19 protein-coding genes are annotated in these 17,020 nt (G+C 39.7%); 4 read left to right on the top strand and 15 right to left on the bottom strand.

Annotated features, from left to right (window positions below):
• The first annotated feature begins 113 nt into the window (after positions 1–113).
• Entirely contained in the window at positions 114–944 is an 831-nt protein-coding gene (locus I858_RS02065) for an undecaprenyl-diphosphate phosphatase (protein WP_049693988.1), read from the top strand.
• Positions 945–989: 45 nt separating this feature from the next.
• Here the strand turns inward: I858_RS02065 and I858_RS02060 are convergent, their stop codons facing one another.
• The 3 genes from I858_RS02060 to I858_RS02050 all read right to left on the bottom strand — a co-directional run bounded on the left by I858_RS02060 (position 990) and on the right by I858_RS02050 (position 4,544).
• On the bottom strand, positions 990–2,123 hold the full coding sequence (locus I858_RS02060; protein ID WP_239457206.1) for a CAP domain-containing protein: 1,134 nt from the start codon (positions 2,121–2,123) through the stop codon (positions 990–992).
• Between the two features lie 419 nt (positions 2,124–2,542).
• The gene (locus tag I858_RS02055; RefSeq protein WP_049693990.1) at positions 2,543–3,376 is read right to left on the bottom strand and encodes a DUF368 domain-containing protein; all 834 of its coding nucleotides are present in this window, start codon (positions 3,374–3,376) and stop codon (positions 2,543–2,545) included.
• A gap of 97 nt (positions 3,377–3,473) precedes the next feature.
• A complete protein-coding gene (locus I858_RS02050; RefSeq protein WP_049693991.1) occupies positions 3,474–4,544 on the bottom strand; it encodes an NAD(P)H-dependent flavin oxidoreductase in 1,071 nt (356 codons plus the stop codon).
• 151 nt (positions 4,545–4,695) lie between these two features.
• On the opposite strand from I858_RS02050, the gene I858_RS02045 reads away from it, so the two are divergent.
• Positions 4,696–4,938 (top strand): hypothetical protein, encoded by a 243-nt coding sequence (locus I858_RS02045; RefSeq protein ID WP_239457205.1) that lies wholly within the window; start codon positions 4,696–4,698, stop codon positions 4,936–4,938.
• An 80-nt stretch (positions 4,939–5,018) separates the two neighbouring features.
• On the opposite strand, the gene I858_RS02040 is transcribed toward I858_RS02045, so the two are convergent.
• The 3 genes from I858_RS02040 to I858_RS16875 form a co-directional block, all read right to left on the bottom strand.
• Entirely contained in the window at positions 5,019–5,780 is a 762-nt protein-coding gene (locus I858_RS02040) for an STAS domain-containing protein (RefSeq protein ID WP_049693993.1), read from the bottom strand.
• 88 nt (positions 5,781–5,868) lie between these two features.
• On the bottom strand, positions 5,869–7,500 hold the full coding sequence (abc-f, locus tag I858_RS02035; protein WP_049693994.1) for a ribosomal protection-like ABC-F family protein: 1,632 nt from the start codon (positions 7,498–7,500) through the stop codon (positions 5,869–5,871).
• 94 nt (positions 7,501–7,594) lie between these two features.
• The gene (locus tag I858_RS16875; protein ID WP_157886463.1) at positions 7,595–7,732 is read right to left on the bottom strand and encodes a hypothetical protein; all 138 of its coding nucleotides are present in this window, start codon (positions 7,730–7,732) and stop codon (positions 7,595–7,597) included.
• 171 nt (positions 7,733–7,903) lie between these two features.
• Here I858_RS16875 and I858_RS02030 point away from each other — a divergent pair, with 171 nt between their 5' ends.
• Positions 7,904–8,215, top strand: coding sequence for a hypothetical protein (locus I858_RS02030; protein ID WP_049693995.1), 312 nt, complete (start codon positions 7,904–7,906; stop codon positions 8,213–8,215).
• Between the two features lie 48 nt (positions 8,216–8,263).
• On the opposite strand, the gene I858_RS02025 is transcribed toward I858_RS02030, so the two are convergent.
• From I858_RS02025 to I858_RS01990, 9 genes are all read right to left on the bottom strand, one after another.
• The gene (locus tag I858_RS02025) at positions 8,264–8,971 is read right to left on the bottom strand and encodes a magnesium transporter CorA family protein (RefSeq protein ID WP_239457204.1); all 708 of its coding nucleotides are present in this window, start codon (positions 8,969–8,971) and stop codon (positions 8,264–8,266) included.
• A 291-nt stretch (positions 8,972–9,262) separates the two neighbouring features.
• The gene (locus I858_RS17150; protein WP_204249434.1) at positions 9,263–9,424 is read right to left on the bottom strand and encodes a hypothetical protein; all 162 of its coding nucleotides are present in this window, start codon (positions 9,422–9,424) and stop codon (positions 9,263–9,265) included.
• A gap of 74 nt (positions 9,425–9,498) precedes the next feature.
• On the bottom strand, positions 9,499–9,912 hold the full coding sequence (locus I858_RS02020; RefSeq protein ID WP_083553644.1) for an NUDIX hydrolase: 414 nt from the start codon (positions 9,910–9,912) through the stop codon (positions 9,499–9,501).
• A gap of 138 nt (positions 9,913–10,050) precedes the next feature.
• Positions 10,051–10,521 (bottom strand): GNAT family N-acetyltransferase, encoded by a 471-nt coding sequence (locus tag I858_RS02015; RefSeq protein ID WP_049693997.1) that lies wholly within the window; start codon positions 10,519–10,521, stop codon positions 10,051–10,053.
• Positions 10,522–10,682: 161 nt separating this feature from the next.
• On the bottom strand, positions 10,683–11,534 hold the full coding sequence (gene tatC / locus I858_RS02010) for a twin-arginine translocase subunit TatC (RefSeq protein WP_049693998.1): 852 nt from the start codon (positions 11,532–11,534) through the stop codon (positions 10,683–10,685).
• A 10-nt stretch (positions 11,535–11,544) separates the two neighbouring features.
• Positions 11,545–11,772, bottom strand: a complete 228-nt coding sequence (gene tatA, locus I858_RS02005) for a twin-arginine translocase TatA/TatE family subunit (RefSeq protein ID WP_049693999.1) — start codon at positions 11,770–11,772, stop codon at positions 11,545–11,547.
• 16 nt (positions 11,773–11,788) lie between these two features.
• Positions 11,789–13,501 carry a GMC family oxidoreductase gene (locus I858_RS02000; protein WP_049694000.1) on the bottom strand — a complete coding sequence of 571 codons (1,713 nt, stop codon included), beginning with the start codon at positions 13,499–13,501 and terminating at the stop codon, positions 11,789–11,791.
• A gap of 19 nt (positions 13,502–13,520) precedes the next feature.
• On the bottom strand, positions 13,521–14,276 hold the full coding sequence (locus I858_RS01995; protein WP_049694001.1) for a gluconate 2-dehydrogenase subunit 3 family protein: 756 nt from the start codon (positions 14,274–14,276) through the stop codon (positions 13,521–13,523).
• Positions 14,277–14,459: 183 nt separating this feature from the next.
• Entirely contained in the window at positions 14,460–15,251 is a 792-nt protein-coding gene (locus tag I858_RS01990; protein ID WP_049694002.1) for a LysM peptidoglycan-binding domain-containing protein, read from the bottom strand.
• Between the two features lie 248 nt (positions 15,252–15,499).
• Here I858_RS01990 and I858_RS01985 point away from each other — a divergent pair, with 248 nt between their 5' ends.
• On the top strand, positions 15,500–16,999 hold the full coding sequence (locus tag I858_RS01985) for a BCCT family transporter (protein WP_049694090.1): 1,500 nt from the start codon (positions 15,500–15,502) through the stop codon (positions 16,997–16,999).
• Positions 17,000–17,020 lie beyond the last annotated feature (21 nt).

The raw sequence follows: 17,020 nt of genomic DNA, 5'->3' as shown, positions 1-17,020 counted from the left end.
TATACCCAGTTTACCATGAAAATATGGTATTATATTTTTTATGCAGTTTTAAAACGATTGATTAATAACAGTCATTTTTATAACGACTGAATGAGCATTGGAGGATTTTTTCAATGGAACAATTGTGGTTAACACTTAAGTTTCTACTTCTTGGCCTATTTCAAGGCCTAACCGAACCTATTCCTATCTCTTCAAGTGGACACTTGCTAATTGCGCAGTACTTCTTAGATGTGCACATTGAAGGAAGCGTTTCGACTTTTGCTTTACTAGTTAATAGCGCATCACTCATTGCCGTACTCATTATTTACCGCGAAGACATAAAGCGTCTAGTTGTTAACGGCTTGAAATACGTTACAGTTAAAAATGCAGAAACCAAACGAGACTTTATGTTTATTGTCTATCTTGTAGTTGCAACAATTCCCGCCGCAATTATCGGACTGCTGTTCCAAGATGCGATTGATAACAACCTCTCAACGATCGTGACAGTCGGCTTAACCTTAATTGTTACAGGCTTTGGCCTTTGGTGGATTCGCAATATGCACGGACAGCGAAAAGATGGCAGTCTAACAATGACAGACGCAGTGATTATCGGAGGAGCTCAAGCTATAGCACTTGTGCCAGGCATTAGTCGAAGTGGCGCCACGATTGTCGCTGCAATAGCTCGAGGCATCAACCAAGAAACAGCTTTGCGCTTTTCTTTTCTATTATTTATCCCTGTCAGTCTAGGTGGTGCGATTCTCAGCATTACGGACATTCTTAACGATGACAACTTAGCTTCCATGGCGATTCCTTATTTGATGGCGTTTATCGGATCTCTTGTCGCTTCTTATTTCTCATTAAAATGGTTTATGAATATTATGGCAAAAGGCCAATTAAAGTATTTTGCTATTTACTGTTTTATCGTGGGCCCAATTGTTGTATTAGCATGGCTCGTATTAAATTAACTTCAAAAAAACAGACTGTCGTTTTACTGACAGTCTGTTTTTTGATTATCGATTAAAAAAAGTCTCTGTATAATACGGCTGGTTTTGCGTATTAAATGCAGTCCCTATTCCTAAAAATCCAAACTCAGGTTTGACAATATTTTCACGATGTCCTAAGGAATTCATCAATCCTTCGTGAGCATAAATGCTGCTGTATTGACCATAAGCTAAATTTTCACCCGCTACATAAAACCCAATACCGTCTTCTTTCATTCGATCAAAAGGTGATTGTCCTGCGAGATTTGTATGACTAAAATACTCATTTTCAGCCATATCTTCACTGTGTTTTCGAGCAGTTAGTTTTGACTGTTCATCCCATTTTAAGAGAGGTAAATCACGCTGGATTCGTGCTGAATTGGTTAGTTCAAAAAGAAGAAATTCATAGCCTTCTTTTAATGCTTCATCCGATTCCGCGTATATTTCTGGACGCGCTTTCTCTAATGTTTCATCGATTACTTGTACGGCAGTTACGGTATCTCCTTCGTGAATATCGTAGAAAACCGTTGTATAAGCGTCATTCGTTTTAAAAACGTCGTACTCTTCCCTTGTATCTAGTATATATTGAACATTCCCTTTTTGGAGACTTTTTAATGGAGCACCCAGCAAAGAACGAACTTCTATTTTCGTAGACTTCATGGTAATGCCTTCATTTGAAGAAATCAAATCTTGATTCGTAAACATTCCATTTACTTTGCCCTCTGTATCGAAAGACAGTAAAACATAATTTTGATAATCCTGGTGATAGCTGTGCCAATCAGTACCATACTCATTACGCATCAACCGCAGAGGCAACCCTGTTTTTTCTTGAGCTTTTTCTTTGCTCATGCCGAGTGTCACATTGTGAACAGCGATCAAGGAATCTGTTTCAGCGAGTTCTGGTTTTGCGACGGCTTCTGGCAATTCTACCGCACTCGAAAACACCAATGCCTGCAATTGCCCACTAACACGTGCAGTAAAGTCTTGAGCCTCATCAAGAACTAAAGCAATCTCTTCATTTTCAGCAATGTTTTCAATTGTGCGATCAACAGAATCTAGAAAACTTAAATCGACATATTCTCCAACTGGCTCTTCCCAAATCGGCCGCGCAAAAAAAGCGACGAGCAGCAGAACCATCAACCAAAAAAGTTTTCGCACACACATCACCTCTTTTCCTACAGTTTAATGCCAAACAGAACATCCACAAAGCAAAAAGCCTTTGATTCAGAAAAGCGTAAGCGCCTGTATAGATTCGACGGGCATAAGACGCACTGACGAAGCGACGTTCGTTGTCGCACAGTCGGGGTGAATTATGACCCTAGAATCTGGGCGCTTGCGCTAGACAATCAGAAAAGCGTAAGTGCCCGTATAGATTCGACGGGCATAAGACGCACTGACGAAGCGACGTTCGTTGTCGCACAGTCGGGGTGAATTATGACCCTAGAATCTGGGCGCTTGCGCTAGACAATCAGAAAAGCATAAGCGCCCGTGTAGATTCGACGGGCATAAGATGCACTGACGAAGCGACGTTCGTTGTCGCGAAAAAAAGCGCCGTCACAAGTGACGATGCCTCTTTTGTAAAATTAGACTTCTTCTGTTATAGCTGTTTTTTTCGGTGAACTAAAAAGCAAGGTGAATCCAAGACCTAACGCAAATGTAATCACACTCGTGATCAATGTAGCCGTATCGGTCGAAAATCCAGGAAACACAACAAATAAAGACCCAATAATTAGTCCAATAATTGCTGCATACGTAACATACGTAAAATGCTCCAGCAAATACTGAATTGCTTTGCTGCTGACGATAAACCCTACAATCACGCCTGAACCAATAGCCATAGCCACAGGGATGTTTAACGTGGACAAAGCATTGATGGCCGTCGAGTACACGCCTAGCAATAATAAAATAAACGAACCGCTAATTCCTGGTAATAGCATCGCCATACTGGCAAGCCAACCCGAGAAAAATAGCAGGAAAAACACGGGAACTGTCAGTGACGTAATTGGCGCTAAATCTTCTTCTGTTGGAACAAAGGCAGTAGCCGCCAACGCTGCTCCAATCACTAGTAAAATGACCATATGTCGTGCAGTAAAATGCTTTTTCACTTCTGCTTGTTTCATGATATACGGAATGACTCCAATGATCAGTCCCATGAAGAAAAACTGAGTGGCTTCATAGTGATGCTCTAACAAATATTCAATCACGCGACTGAACAGTAGTAAGGTAATGACGATTCCAATACCCAATGGCACTAGAAAGCCTAAATACTTTTTCCAGTCACGACTAAAAAAACCACTAATAGACTCAAGCAACCGATCGTAAATCCCTAAAATAAACGCAATTGTTCCACCGCTCACACCTGGGATTAAATCACTAATGCCCATTAAAATTCCGCGGTATACATTCTTCCATTCCATTCGTCTAATCTCCTCGTTTTAAAAATCACTTGTTAGTATAGCATGTACGAATCGGCAATTCGAGCATCTCTTCAAGCATTTCCTGCTCTAAATCAGCTTAAACTAGTATAGATTTCGCTTGTTTTATAATCTCTCGAACGATATCACCGGCAGCCATTTCTTTTGTTAAGCTTCGTGTGGACTGCCCTGCCCACAGTGACATGAATTCAGGATTCCCTAATTTCGTAGCAGCTGTACGTATTTCTTTCGTAATTGTATTTTGAGAAGGAAAAGGCAAAGGATCAATGCCACTTTGTTCAAATTCACGAATAAAGCGATTTTTAATGCCTCGTGCCGGTCTTCCAGAAAAGCTTTTTGTGACGACTGTGCTTTCTTCATCACTTTCAAATATTGCTTGCTTATAAGCTGCATGCGCACCAGATTCTTTAGCGCTAACAAAGCGAGTACCGATTTGCACTGCTTGTGCGCCAAGTGCTAATGAAGCAACCAACCCTCGTCCATCGACAATGCCACCTGCTGCAATAACAGGAATATTGATGGCGTCGACTACTTGAGGCACCAAAGAAAGCACACCAATCTGCGCACCTGACGGGTGGCGATCCAATGAAAAGCTGCTGCGATGTCCACCTGCTTCACTGCCTTGAGCAACTACGGCAGCAGCTCCAGAGTTTTCTGCCTGTTTTGCTTCTTCTACTGTCGTAACCATCGTCACAATATTCACTTGATGCTTTTTTGCTACTATCATTTGTTCTTCAGACAAACAGCCAAAAGCAGTACTAATAATCCGAACACCTTCTTCAATGCAAATCGCAAATTGTTCTTCACTCCAATTAGAAGACGCATAAGAAGATGAGATGTTGCCGATCCCCAGCTCTGTTCTAAAGGGCTCAACTACTTTTTGCACTTCTGCTAAACGATTAAAATCATCTTCTGTGCCGTTTGCAAAAATATTCACAGCAAAAGGCTTATCAGTTTTCGACTGAATTTCTCGTATCGCTTGCCTTACTGCATCTGGCGTCATGTATGCAGCTCCCAAAGTTCCTAGACCCCCTGCATTGCTTACCTCAGACACAAGTTCAACCGTAGTTGTCCCTCCTGCCATACCAGCTTGAATAAGTGGAGTAGCAATTTTAAACAAATGACAAATCTCCGTTTCCAATGACATCATGATTCGTTACCCCCTCTTTCATATTATTATTTCCAGTATCCCGTAAACCGCAGCAGACAGCAACAGGGAACTTTACTGCAAGAAACATCGTTCCTTCTATTATGAATAGACAAAAAGGCGGGATTTACTTATGAAAGGGTTTCTTTCACTTTTGAGCATTATTTTAATTGCTAGCGCTTGCGGATTAATCCTCCTCACTTTTTACGGAAATCCCTTAGAAAAAGCAATCAATCGAGAAAGCATGTACGCATACATTGAAACACGAGAGAATAATACTTTAGAAATTCCCGAAAAAAATCAAGTAACTACAAAAATTCCTGAACAAGCTGCCTTTACTACAACAGCCTACCAAGCGATAGAAAGTAGCTGTTTCAGCGTTTCATCAGAAGAATAAAAATCTACTGATTCATATCAGCTTTTTCTCTCCTATTAAATCAACAAGCGCTTACCCAACTTACTGGATAAGCGCTTGTTTTATTTTTTTTGTAATTGTATGATGTGCTTCAACCCTTCATGGGCTGTACTGAATATCGGAGTCTTACTATCTATCTGGACAATTGACAGCGCCAGCTTGGGACTGATACCTACAAGAATGCAGCTAGTTCCTATTAAATTCAATGTATCATTCATCATTTGAATCTGGTACCGAACCTGGTTTTCAAACTCTGTGATACCACTTAAGTCGATTAGGACATACTCGATTTGCTTCTCAGAGCATTCCATTAAAACCGTCGCAATCAATTGATTTGTTCGATTTCTGTCGAAATTTCCAATTAAAGGCAAAGCAATTGTCTTATCCCATATGTTCAAAATAGGGATTGATAATTTTTCGATCAATTTTGCGCTTCGTTCCTGTTCTTCCGCTTGCATCGTGACATCCATAAGCATGACAATGTAACCTTCTGGTTCACTGCTATTGCTCATAATTGGCGTAATTACGATATCTGCCATTACTTTGTTGCGAATGGTTATTCGCGTCCGGTGAGTGTCGGTCAATTTTTTCATAAGCTGGTTTTGATACTGAGGGTTTTCATGGAATGCGTCCATACTTTTTCCAATCATGGCTTCGCAGTCCGTCATCCCGTATAAAGGAGCAACTTCATTTAGTAATCGACAGGCTTCAGAATTCATCCATCTGATGATATACGAACTATCCGCAATAATGATGGTTTCTCCAATAACATCTAATGCATTCAGTAACAGTATATTTTCTGGTATTTTTCCTATGGCTGACATGTGCGACCACCTTGTCTTCTAATTTCTACTTACTCATGTTTATCCATTATGCCATAGCAAGCTAAAATTAACTGTACTTCCGAAAATTTTAAGTTGCAGGCACTATGATCTTTTCTCGCGCAGCTGAATAGTTTCCATTAAACCGCTCGATTGTTTCACTTCTTAACCAATACGTTACTGGAAACAGTTTATCCAGAAAATAACGGTCATGGGAAACGACAATGATAGTACCTGGAAATTCGCTTAAAGCTTCTTCCATCACTTCTTTCGCTTCTAGGTCAAGATGGTTGGTTGGCTCATCCAAAATCAGTAAATTATGATTTTGATGCATCAATTGGGCTAGACGAAGTCTCATCCGCTCTCCTCCACTAAGCTGCTGAACCGGTTGAAAAACCATGTTGCCCCAAAAAAGGAATTTGGCTAGCATCGGACGTGCATCATATTCGGAGACGGCAACAACATCTCGGAATTCTTCAATAATAGTTCTGTTACTGTGCATTTCTAGCATGTGCTGGGACAGATAGCCGATCGATAACCCACTACCTAATTTTACTTCACCTGCATCGGCTTGTCTTTTTCCCATTATCATATTAAGCAGCGTTGTTTTCCCTGTTCCATTAGACCCTACAATCGCGGCGCGTTCCCCGTAACGAATATGCATCGAGACATCATGGAACAAAATCCGATCACCAAACTCCTTCCAAACTCCATCTAGGAAGACAACATCTTTTCCGCTGCGTCCGTCTATTTTAAAATCCAGTGCCATCTGCTTTTTGGTGAACGTTGGACGATCGATTACTTCGATACGATGTAACGCTTTTTCTATACTTTTCGCCTGTCGATGCATTCCTGCATTTGGTGGATTAGCGCGATTGGCCCATTCTTTCAATCGCTTAATGGTTTCTTTCATCTTTTGGATTTTCTTTTGTTGGTCTTGATATTGCTGAAATTCAACCAACAAACGCGCTTCTCGTTCTTTCACATACCTTGAATAATTACCCGCGTACTGAATCAAGTCTCCTTGATCCAGTTCCCAAATATGAGTAACCGTTTCATCCAGAAAATAACGATCGTGTGAAACCAATACGATTGTTCCTTTATAATGGCTGATAAATGAACCTAACCACTCAATAGCTTCCAGATCTAGATGATTTGTCGGTTCATCTAACAATAACAAATCTGGTTTTTGCAAAAGTAGTTTTGCCAGTCCTACCTTTGTTTTTTCCCCTCCACTTAACTGTTTCCATTGCTTTAATTTCAAGTGTTTAATTTTCAATCCATTAAGCACTTGATCAATCTTCATTTCAATATCGTAGCCACCGCGCTGAATAAAACGATCTTGTAGCACTCCATACTGTAACAACAGGCGATCCATTTCTTGTGGAGAAGTAGTTTCCATTTTTTGTTCCATCAGTGTCAACTGCTGCTGAAGAATCGTTAATTCTGAAAACACCGCAATCATCAGTTGCTCAACAGTTTGTTGTTCCTGTTCATCAGGCAACTGCTCTAACAAACCGATGCTACACTCTTTTTTCCACGTCACAATTCCTTCGGTCGGTTGTAAAGTTCCGGCTAAAACATTCAAAAGAGTCGTTTTCCCTTCTCCATTTCTCCCGACTAACCCGATGCGTTGGCCTTCCATAATTTCACCTTTTATATGATTAAATATTTTTTTCGTTGCAAAATGACACATTACTTGTTGAAACTGACTAATAATCATTGTTCTCTTCCTTCCTAATGAAGAAACATGCATACAAAAAAAGACACGCCAAGAGGCATGCCTTTGTCAAAATCCGATCGTAGGCAGATGTCTCTTACTGGTAGTATTCACCCGATTTTGTTAGCTGAAAAAAGACAGACTTCTCCCGTCTAGCTACTCCAGTGAAAGTAACGCCATGAAGAATGTAGAGATATTCTTGACATTCTGTCATGCGCTTACCAGTTTGATTCATCTTACCCACCTCCTTTTCATCTTCCTTCTATCATACATTTCTATTTAAATTCCGTCAATTTATTATCAGAACATTCTTATTACGGAACGTCTTTCAAAGATTTGCGGATAATTTAGTTGAATTCGGGGTATTGTTAAATAACAGCACTTTAATAGAAAGGGAGATCAGAACATGTCGTTGTACTCAAAAATGACTTTTGATACCGATACCCGCAAAGTGGAAAAAGCGTTAAAAAAATACGAAGAAAAGAAGAATGAGGCGTTAGTATTGTTGGCGGAAATAGATATGCTTGAAAAAATAGAAGACGTGGAAGATGCCGAACTGCGGAAACGACAATCGATGAAAGAAAAACTCGTAACGGTCGAACGTCTGCGAAAAGATCTATTGGAACAGGTCACCGATTACTTAAAAAAGCATGGCGATCAAGCTTCTCTGTCCTACATTGAATTAGTACAGGAACTTGAAAATGACAAAGCAAAATAAATGAAAAGAAAGCACAAGGAGAAACAACTTTCTCGTTGTGCTTTTTGATTACTTAGAAGAATTTCTTCCAATTGATTGTAGAATATCGCCCATCCATCCTTTGCGTCTTAAATACAAATACAACGCAAACGTAGATCCCAAAATCACAACAATCGATCCGACATAGCCAAATTGCCATTTTAACTCAGGCATATTTTTGAAATTCATTCCCCAAAGAGCTCCCCACGCCATTACTGGCGTAAACAACGTCGTCAACACGGTTAAAGTTTTCATAATTTCGTTGCCTCGATAGTTTGCCACGACATTTTCAATATCCACCATATTGTTGACTTCGTCTTCATATGAATTCACAAGCATGACACAACGTGCAATACGGGTAGCCGTGCGTCGGTATTCGACTTCTTTTGTAACACTTTCACCAAAGGTTTCTTCAATGGCCATTTTAATTTCTTGAAAGCCCATGATCAAATGCTTCCATAATAAAATTTCATGGCGGATGGTTTCAATTTCCCCCAAGGTTTTTTTGTTATTTTTTTCTTTAATGGCCCATAACAAATCATGCAAACGTTCTTCAAAACGATCAATTTTATGTAAAGTAGATGCGATGATTTCTCCAAGGATCACCATCATAACTTCTATAGAAGAAGCAGCACTGTCCATTTGGTGCAAAATCTCATCTTTATCCAAGTCTGCATCTTTTTCAAAATCAATTTTGCTCGTAATAAATAGATCTTTGGATAAATAAAAATGAAACACTTCACGCGCAGATTTCGACTTTGCACTTTGCCTGTAAATGAGTGACCCCACAAAGATTCTTTTCCACGATCAATCGTATGTGTATGCAAAATATTAACTGCTGGATCTTTTGACTGATCAATCCATCTATACATTTTATCTGTTTTCGGCAAAAATTCCCGAAACTTTTCATTGTCCACACTGTCTTCTTCATGCCAAACGGCATATTTAAAATCATATTGTGGCATTGCACGATCTCCTTTCGCTAAGCAATCAGATAGAAAAAGCAAGCCAATACATGGCTTGCTTTTTCTATTCTTGTGTATTGTCTTTGTATTTTTCATTTGAATTTTCTTCGTATTCTAAATCCCGATCTGGCATGGGATCCATGTCTTTTTTAGTTGGCATATCGCGACGGGGTTCAACTTCTGGAATCAATTGTTCGCCTTCTTTATGTTCACTGTCTTTTTTCATCCAACACACCTCCTTGGATTTCTATTATTACCGTAAATACCCGTTCCATTCTTTTATAATCCCTCTATTTTCGTTTATTGAATAGTTAAGGATTCGATTAATGCCACATCGTCTGGATATACTAACGCTAGTTGATCCAGTTCTGAAATAGGCTTCCAGGCCACATCTTGGATCCAGTCATCGTCTTCTTGCACCACGATATTGCCGCCGATTACGGTTACTTGAAAATATACAACTTCAAAAGATACTTTTGAATCTTCGTATTCGCCAGTACGCATGCTCAGTTGTTTCTCGATTTGAATAGTTAACCCGGTTTCTTCATAAAATTCACGGATGCAACTTTGTTCAAGCGTTTCTCCTTGCTCTTGCCCGCCTGCTGGAACCGTCCATTTTTTTTCTTCACCTGGAACGCCTTGCAATACTAACAAGACTTCGTTTTTTTCATTAATGCAGACGCCTGCAGCGCCTTTCCAATTCGACATTTCCATTTAACCGCCCCTACTCATTTCAATTTCATTCACTCATTTTACGTTACCACATATTTCTATGCGCTGGGTAAGCTTCCACAAATAATTCCACACAAGACAAAACGGCTTGCCTCAGCAAGCCGTTTCTTGTGGGTGGTTCTATGCCTTTTTTCGATGTTCCTGTGCTAACACTAAGATATGAGTAGCTTCGGGTAAACCTAGGTCTCCTGAAAACCCATTTGCTCTATAAAAAGCATCGGCTGCCGAAGAGTCTGTTCTCACTACAAGTTCATTGAAATGACCTTTGGCGTCTTCAAGAATTTTTTGCAATAACTTTGTTCCTACGCCTTGTCTACGAGCATTAGCAGAAATGTAAAATCGGCGAAGCCTGCCAACGCCATCTTTTGTAGAATATGGATCACGATTTAATCCACCGATTGCCAACAAATGATCTTGATGATCCCAGACACCATATAGCACCTCATCTACTTGATCAAATGTATTGCTGCCATCTTCATACTGATCGACAAGTCTTCTTAAAAAACGATAGCCTTCTGCTTCACTTTCTTCTACAAGCTTAGACACGTTCATGTTCTTTAAGTCTTGAATTTCTTTAATTTCAACCGTCATGTCTCATCCTCCTCATTATAAATACCATCTTATACTTAGGATTGTAGAACGTTGCCTGCTCTTTTAGTGTATATCAGTTTTGAGAGAAACGCTATTAAATATCAGAATCTTCTTTCAACAAAAAAAGAAAGGCTACAGTTTACTGCAACCTTCCTTGTCTGTTATATCGCATCTTCAACTGTTGATTTTCTTTGTTCTGTTTTCTTGATGATAAAAATGCTAATTTCGTAAAGACCAGCCATTGGAATTAATACCAACAACTGACTTAAGAAATCAGGCGGCGTAATTAACGCAGAGACAATAGCCAGCACCAGATAAGACCATTTTCTAACTTTTTTCATCGAAACAGAAGTTAATACACCAATAGATGCTAAAAACAAAGCAATAATTGGCATTTCAAAAAGCAAGCCTAATGGAACGGTTGTCATGATTAGAAAATGAATGTATTCATTTGCAGAGATCATGACATCAAAATTGGCCATTCCTAAACCAATCAAAAATTGATAGCTTAGTGGATTGACGATAAAGTATCCAAAAGCAAGTCCGAGAACAAACAGTATAAACATAACAGGGGAATAGAGACCAAGAAAACGAGCTTCTTTTTCTTCAAGCCCCGGTTTTACGAACTTCCAAATAAAATGAATGAGAAACGGCAAAGACAATCCCAAAGCCAATGTTGCAGAAATGGAAGTATAGAATTTAATAACTTCCAAAGGCCCTAAAATAACCAAATCATTTCCTTTAACGATATAAGGAAACCAAAAATTCAACGTTGAGAAAACAACAATCAAGAAAAACACGAAAACTAATGCACTTTTAATCAATTGTTTTCGTAAATCTCCTAAATGATCAACCAAGGTTTCTACATGAATCGTCGCTTCTTCTTTTGGTGGTTCGGGTTCAATGATAGGAGGTTCCGGTTTTTTTCCCGAAGCCTTTTCCGCAGGCTCTTCTGGTTGTACCGCTTTTTTATGCAACGGACTTGTTAACTTGCTGTCTCCATACGGATCCATTTAACCACCTTCATAGCTTCTCAGATTTTTTTAAGTCTTTATCCTCGACCTTTTGTTTTTTTACAGTTTCTTCTTCGTCATCATCGTCCATCAACCCTTTTGTTGAACGCTTGAATTCAGAAAATGTTTTTCCGACCGCTCCACCAATTTCCGGCAGTTTTTTAGGTCCGAATATAATTAACACAATCACCAAAATGATGATGAGGCCTGGTACGCCAATTGAAGCTAATCCACCCATATTTTCTCCTCCTTAGTTAAACAAGTGAGCCGCCTTCACGACTATAGCGAATAATACCTTCTGCACAACGATAAGCTAATGCACCAACAGTGCCTGTCGGGTTGTAGCCTCCGTTATGAGCAAAGTTACCTGCTCCAATAACAAATAGGTTTTCTGCATCCCAATGCTGCAAGAAGTTATTCACTACACTATTAGCAGGATCTGCACCCATTATTGTTCCGCCTGTATTGTGTGTCGTCTGGTAAGGGACAATATCGTAATCTGTAATTCCACCACTTGCGGCAACTGTTTTGGCACCCATTTCTTTCACAATGCCAGCTGCTTTTTCCGTGATATAGCTTTGAAGCGCGCGATCTTGGTCAGTAAAGTTATACGTTAATTGCAGTAATGGAACACCGTAAACGTCTTTATACGTACCATCAAGCGATAAGTAGTTTTCTTTGTGAGGCATGGAAGCTCCTTGACCACCTACACTTAATGTTCTCGTAAAGTTCTCAATTGAAGCTTTTTTAAATTCTGCGCCCCATGACGGAGTACCTGGTGGTGTCGGATTAGATAAAATTGGACGGGATCCTGTTTGAGTTGAAGACAAGCTTGCACCATGAATAAAATCTAAATCTCCATGGTCAAACGTATCGCCATTAAAATCATCTATCGTCATACCAAGTGCGCCAGCTCCCATAAAGGTATTCATTTGTTCGTCAAAAAACCCTGTAGCACCAGGAAGAATTTGGTATGCATAGTTTTTGCCCAATGTTCCTTTTCCTGTTTCGGGGTCGTATTGCTGACCGATGCCCGAAATCATCAGTAATTTAGCATTGTTCATTACATAACTTGTTAGTACAACAACATTTGCCGGTTGAATAAATTCTTCAAAAGTAACTGTGTCAAAATACTTAACACCGGTTACTTTGTCGCCTTCTTTCATGACTTCAACCACGTTTGAATTAAATCTAACTTCATAATTACCCGTTTCTTTAGCTGTCGGCACTACCGTAATTTCCGGGGAAGTTTTAGCTCCGTATTCACAGCCAAAACGCTCACAAAAACCGCAATATTGACATGCATTGATTTTTTGACCATCCGGATTTTCATAAGCTTCAGATAAGTTAGCAGAAGGCATCATAAATGGTGAATACCCTAAATCAGTTGCCGCTTTTTCAAAACGCTGAAGAATAGGCGTTTTTTTCATTGGTGGCGTTGGAAAATCACTTGATCGCTTGCCCCAAAACGGATTTTTATCTTCTCCTGAAATACCAACTGTTTTTTCAAAACGATCAAAATAAGGTTCTAATTCATCGTATGTGATTCCCCAGTCTTGAATAAGGTAATCTGCTGATAGTTTATTGGCACCGTATTTTTTATCCGTCATGGTCTTTATTTCAAAATCATAAGGAAGAAAACGCCATGTTTGACCATTCCAATGTGTTCCTGACCCACCTAGTCCTTCGCCGAGTAAAAAGGAACCTAATTGACGCATTGGTAATGCTCGCTGCTTACGGTTATTTCGGAACGTAAGTGTTTCTTTAGATAAATCCTGCATTAGCTCATAGCGAACCGCATAACGGTATTCATCGTGTACCATGCTAAAGTCTTCTGTTCCACGTTCACGACCGCGTTCTAGTCCCACTACTTTAAGACCCTCTTTTGCACATTCAGCAGCGATGATTCCACCTGTCCATCCAACACCTACTGTTACTACATCAACGCTTTCTAAAGTTGTCGCCATATTGATTCCCCCTCATCTTTTAATGCTTCATGCCTAGAGACTTTGGTTCAATTTCTACAAAGTCTTCGCTTTCGATGTCTTTAATATAAGCCATTTGGTGCCCAGGGAAGCCTTTCATGCGCCAAGCATCCATGTTTTCGTTCCCACCGTATATTGGATCAGCATATGCACCTTCTAATGTCGCTAGTCTCAATAATCTGAAAAACAACTGAGATTCAACGCCTCTCAATTTAATTTCATTTTCTTGAAAAGCAGTTAAAATTTCATCCATTTGTTCGCCTTCTAAGTCAACAAAGCTAGCTTTAAATCGACTATCAGCTTCTTTTTGCATGGCTCGAATTCCTTGCATGAAAATTTCATTTCGTTTTAATCGACTTTGATAACCTTGAGTAGGTTCTCCTTCTGCAAATGGTGCTTGCATGTATTCTTTCGAGTTTTCGCCGTAACTACCTGCAAGCTGACCATCAATAAAGTAAGGCACCCCTAATCCAATTGCACCTGGTCCTAAATCATCTTCGGGAAAAATCCGCTCAGTAGCTTGTGATAGGATTTCAAAATCGGCCATCGTTTTAAAAAATGTTAACCCTCTTAAACTAGTGGATGAAACTTCTTTCGATCCTCCAGAACTATCTGAAGTATCTTTTGCAGTATCTTGTTTGTTTGTATTAGCTCCTATTAAGCCTCCAATAATACCTCCACCAATTAAAGCACCAGTAGCAATACCCGAAGTCTTCAAAAAGTCTCTTCGAGAAAAGTTTTTGTCTTTCTCCGCCATTTCGCAAACCCCCTTCAATGTTTATAAAATAGTTAGAATATTTATTACTATACCCCCATTTATTGAGATTATGCAAATTGTCTGACAAACAAATGACTTCAGTGGTAATAAAATCGCTATTTTTTAATTTCAAACGCAAAAAAAGCCGAAGGAATGAACACCTCGGCCTTGTAGCATGTAATTTTAGTTTAGTACTTTGATTGTAATGTTTTTGCGTCCCCAGTTTAAAGCTTCTCCTTGCGTTGGAATAAAGACATCAATTTTATTGCCTTTAATTGCACCGCCTGTATCGCCTGCGATTGCTTCCCCGTATCCTTCAACCCATACTTTAGAGCCTAGTGGAATAACTGAAGGATCTACTGCGATTACTTTTTGGTTTGGATTTGCACGAAGATCGATTCCTGTTGCGGTTGTACCTGAGCACCCTGCGCAATAAGCTGTGTAAGCTGTCGCAGAAACAGTCATGGTTTTACCAGATTGTGTTGAAGCTGGTGTTGGTGCTTTCTCAACAGGTGCTGATGTTACGGGCGCTGAAGCTGGTGCTGCTGATTTTGCAGGTGCTGGCGTTGTAGCTTTTTCTGCTACTGCTGTTCCACCTTTAACCGTAAATGTTTGGCCAGGATAAATCATAGAACTCGAAATACCGTTCCAGCTCATCAAGCTATCCAATGAGATTCCATGTGCACTTGCGATTTCAAATAATGTATCACCTGATTGAACTGTATACGTCGAGCTGTCTGTTTTTGCTTTTGATGTTGTTTTACCGTCCACTGTAAGTTCTTGACTTGGCAAGATTAAATCTGACGATAAATCGTTCCATCCTTTTAAATTTTCTACTGATACGTTCTTATCTTGTGAAATTTCCCAAAGAGTATCCCCTGATTGAACTGTATATGATGACGAAGCGCTAGCTGAAGTAGCTGCTCCTACACTTAATGCCGCAATTGCAGTTAATGTAATGATGTGCTTTTTCATAAATTTAATTTCCTCCTTTTCACTAACAAAACTGAGCATAACACCTTCACATGTCAAGAGCATGACAAAACGACAGATAGAACATCACAATTTAATGACAAGAATTCTAGCTTTATTACAATCTGTAATAAAACTAGAAAGAGGATCTATTTCAATTTGCTCAATTGAAAATTGATTATTGTTGTTTAGGTATTGGAAATCAGGGAACGCTAAAAAGTTATTTAACAAAACAGAAAGGAGCAGGACATTTGAAAAATATTACGATGGTTTTTTGGACTTCATTATCAATTTGTATAGGACTGGTTGCTTGGGGATTAATCGCACCTAAGGGCTTTAAGACACAAACAAGCGAATGGACTTCTACTATTTCGAGCGCCTTTGGTTGGTATTATCTGTTAAGCGTGTTTCTGATTTTGGTTTTTTGTATTTATTTGATTTTTTCCAGGTTTTCAAATTTAAAACTAGGAAAAGCGGATGAAAAACCTGAGTTTTCACTCATTTCATGGTTTTCCATGCTCTTTAGTGCAGGTATGGGAATGGGTTTGGTTTTTTGGACAACCGCCGAACCCATTTCACATGCCTTTATTCAATCGCCTAAATCTGAACTTGGCTCTAATCAAGCTATACAAGAAGCGTTGCAATTTTCATTTTTCCATTGGGGATTACACGCATGGGCCATTTACGGCATTGTCGCACTCGTCTTGGCTTATTTTAAATTTCATAATGATGCCCCAGGACTGATCAGTGCGACACTCATTCCGTTGTTTGGGGAGAAGCTGATGGCTGGGCTCTTAGGAAAGCTGATTGATACACTAGCCGTTTTCGCCACAGTTATCGGTGTTGCGTCTACTCTTGGGTTTGGGTCAGCACAAATAAACGAAGGCATGTCTTTTCTTTTCGGTACGCCTAACACATTTTCATTTCAAGTAGTAATTCTTGCTGTCACCACTGTGTTATTTATTGGGTCAGCTTGGTCGGGCATCGGTCGAGGCATTAAGTATTTGAGCAATATTAATATGATTCTCGCCTTTGTATTGCTTTTGCTTTTATTAATTGTTGGACCTACACTTTATATTTTTAATTCATTTGCCGAATCGATCGGTGGATACTTGTCCAACTTCTTTTCGATGAGCTTTAATGTAGAACCAAACAACGAAGAACGTCGTGCGTGGGTAGATGGCTGGACTGTCTTTTACTGGGCTTGGTGGATTTCGTGGGCACCTTTTGTCGGCATCTTTATTGCACGCATTTCGCGCGGACGTACCATTAAAGAGTTTATGCTAGGGGTTTTATTGGTTCCTTCGTTAGTATGCTTTATCTTTTTTGCTGTGTTTGGCGTGTCTGCTTTACACCTTGAGCAAAATGGGATTGCGAGAATCTCAGAGTATAGTCTCGAGACAGCCACGTTTGGCGTGTTGCAGTACTACCCGCTTGGCACCTTATTGTCATTTATCACCTTGATTGTCATCGCAATTTTTTTCATCACTTCTGCCGATTCGGCTACTTTTGTACTCGGCATGCAAACAACAGGTGGAATGTTGAATCCCCCCAACCTTGTTAAAATTACATGGGGATTGATTCAATCTGCTGTTGCTGCCATTGTAATTTACACGGGTGGGACACAAGGACTTCAAAATGCGTTGATTATTGCAGCTTTGCCTTTTTCTGTGGTCATTCTGTTAATGGGTCTATCTTTCCTCAAGGCCGCTTCTCATGATCCGCTCGTTAAAGGTTCGCGAAACCCATAAAAAATCCCGTTGCCTTTATGA

It is taken from the genome of Planococcus versutus, from assembly GCF_001186155.3.
Taxonomy (GTDB): domain Bacteria; phylum Bacillota; class Bacilli; order Bacillales_A; family Planococcaceae; genus Planococcus; species Planococcus versutus.
This window is presented reverse-complemented; position numbering and strand designations above follow the sequence as displayed.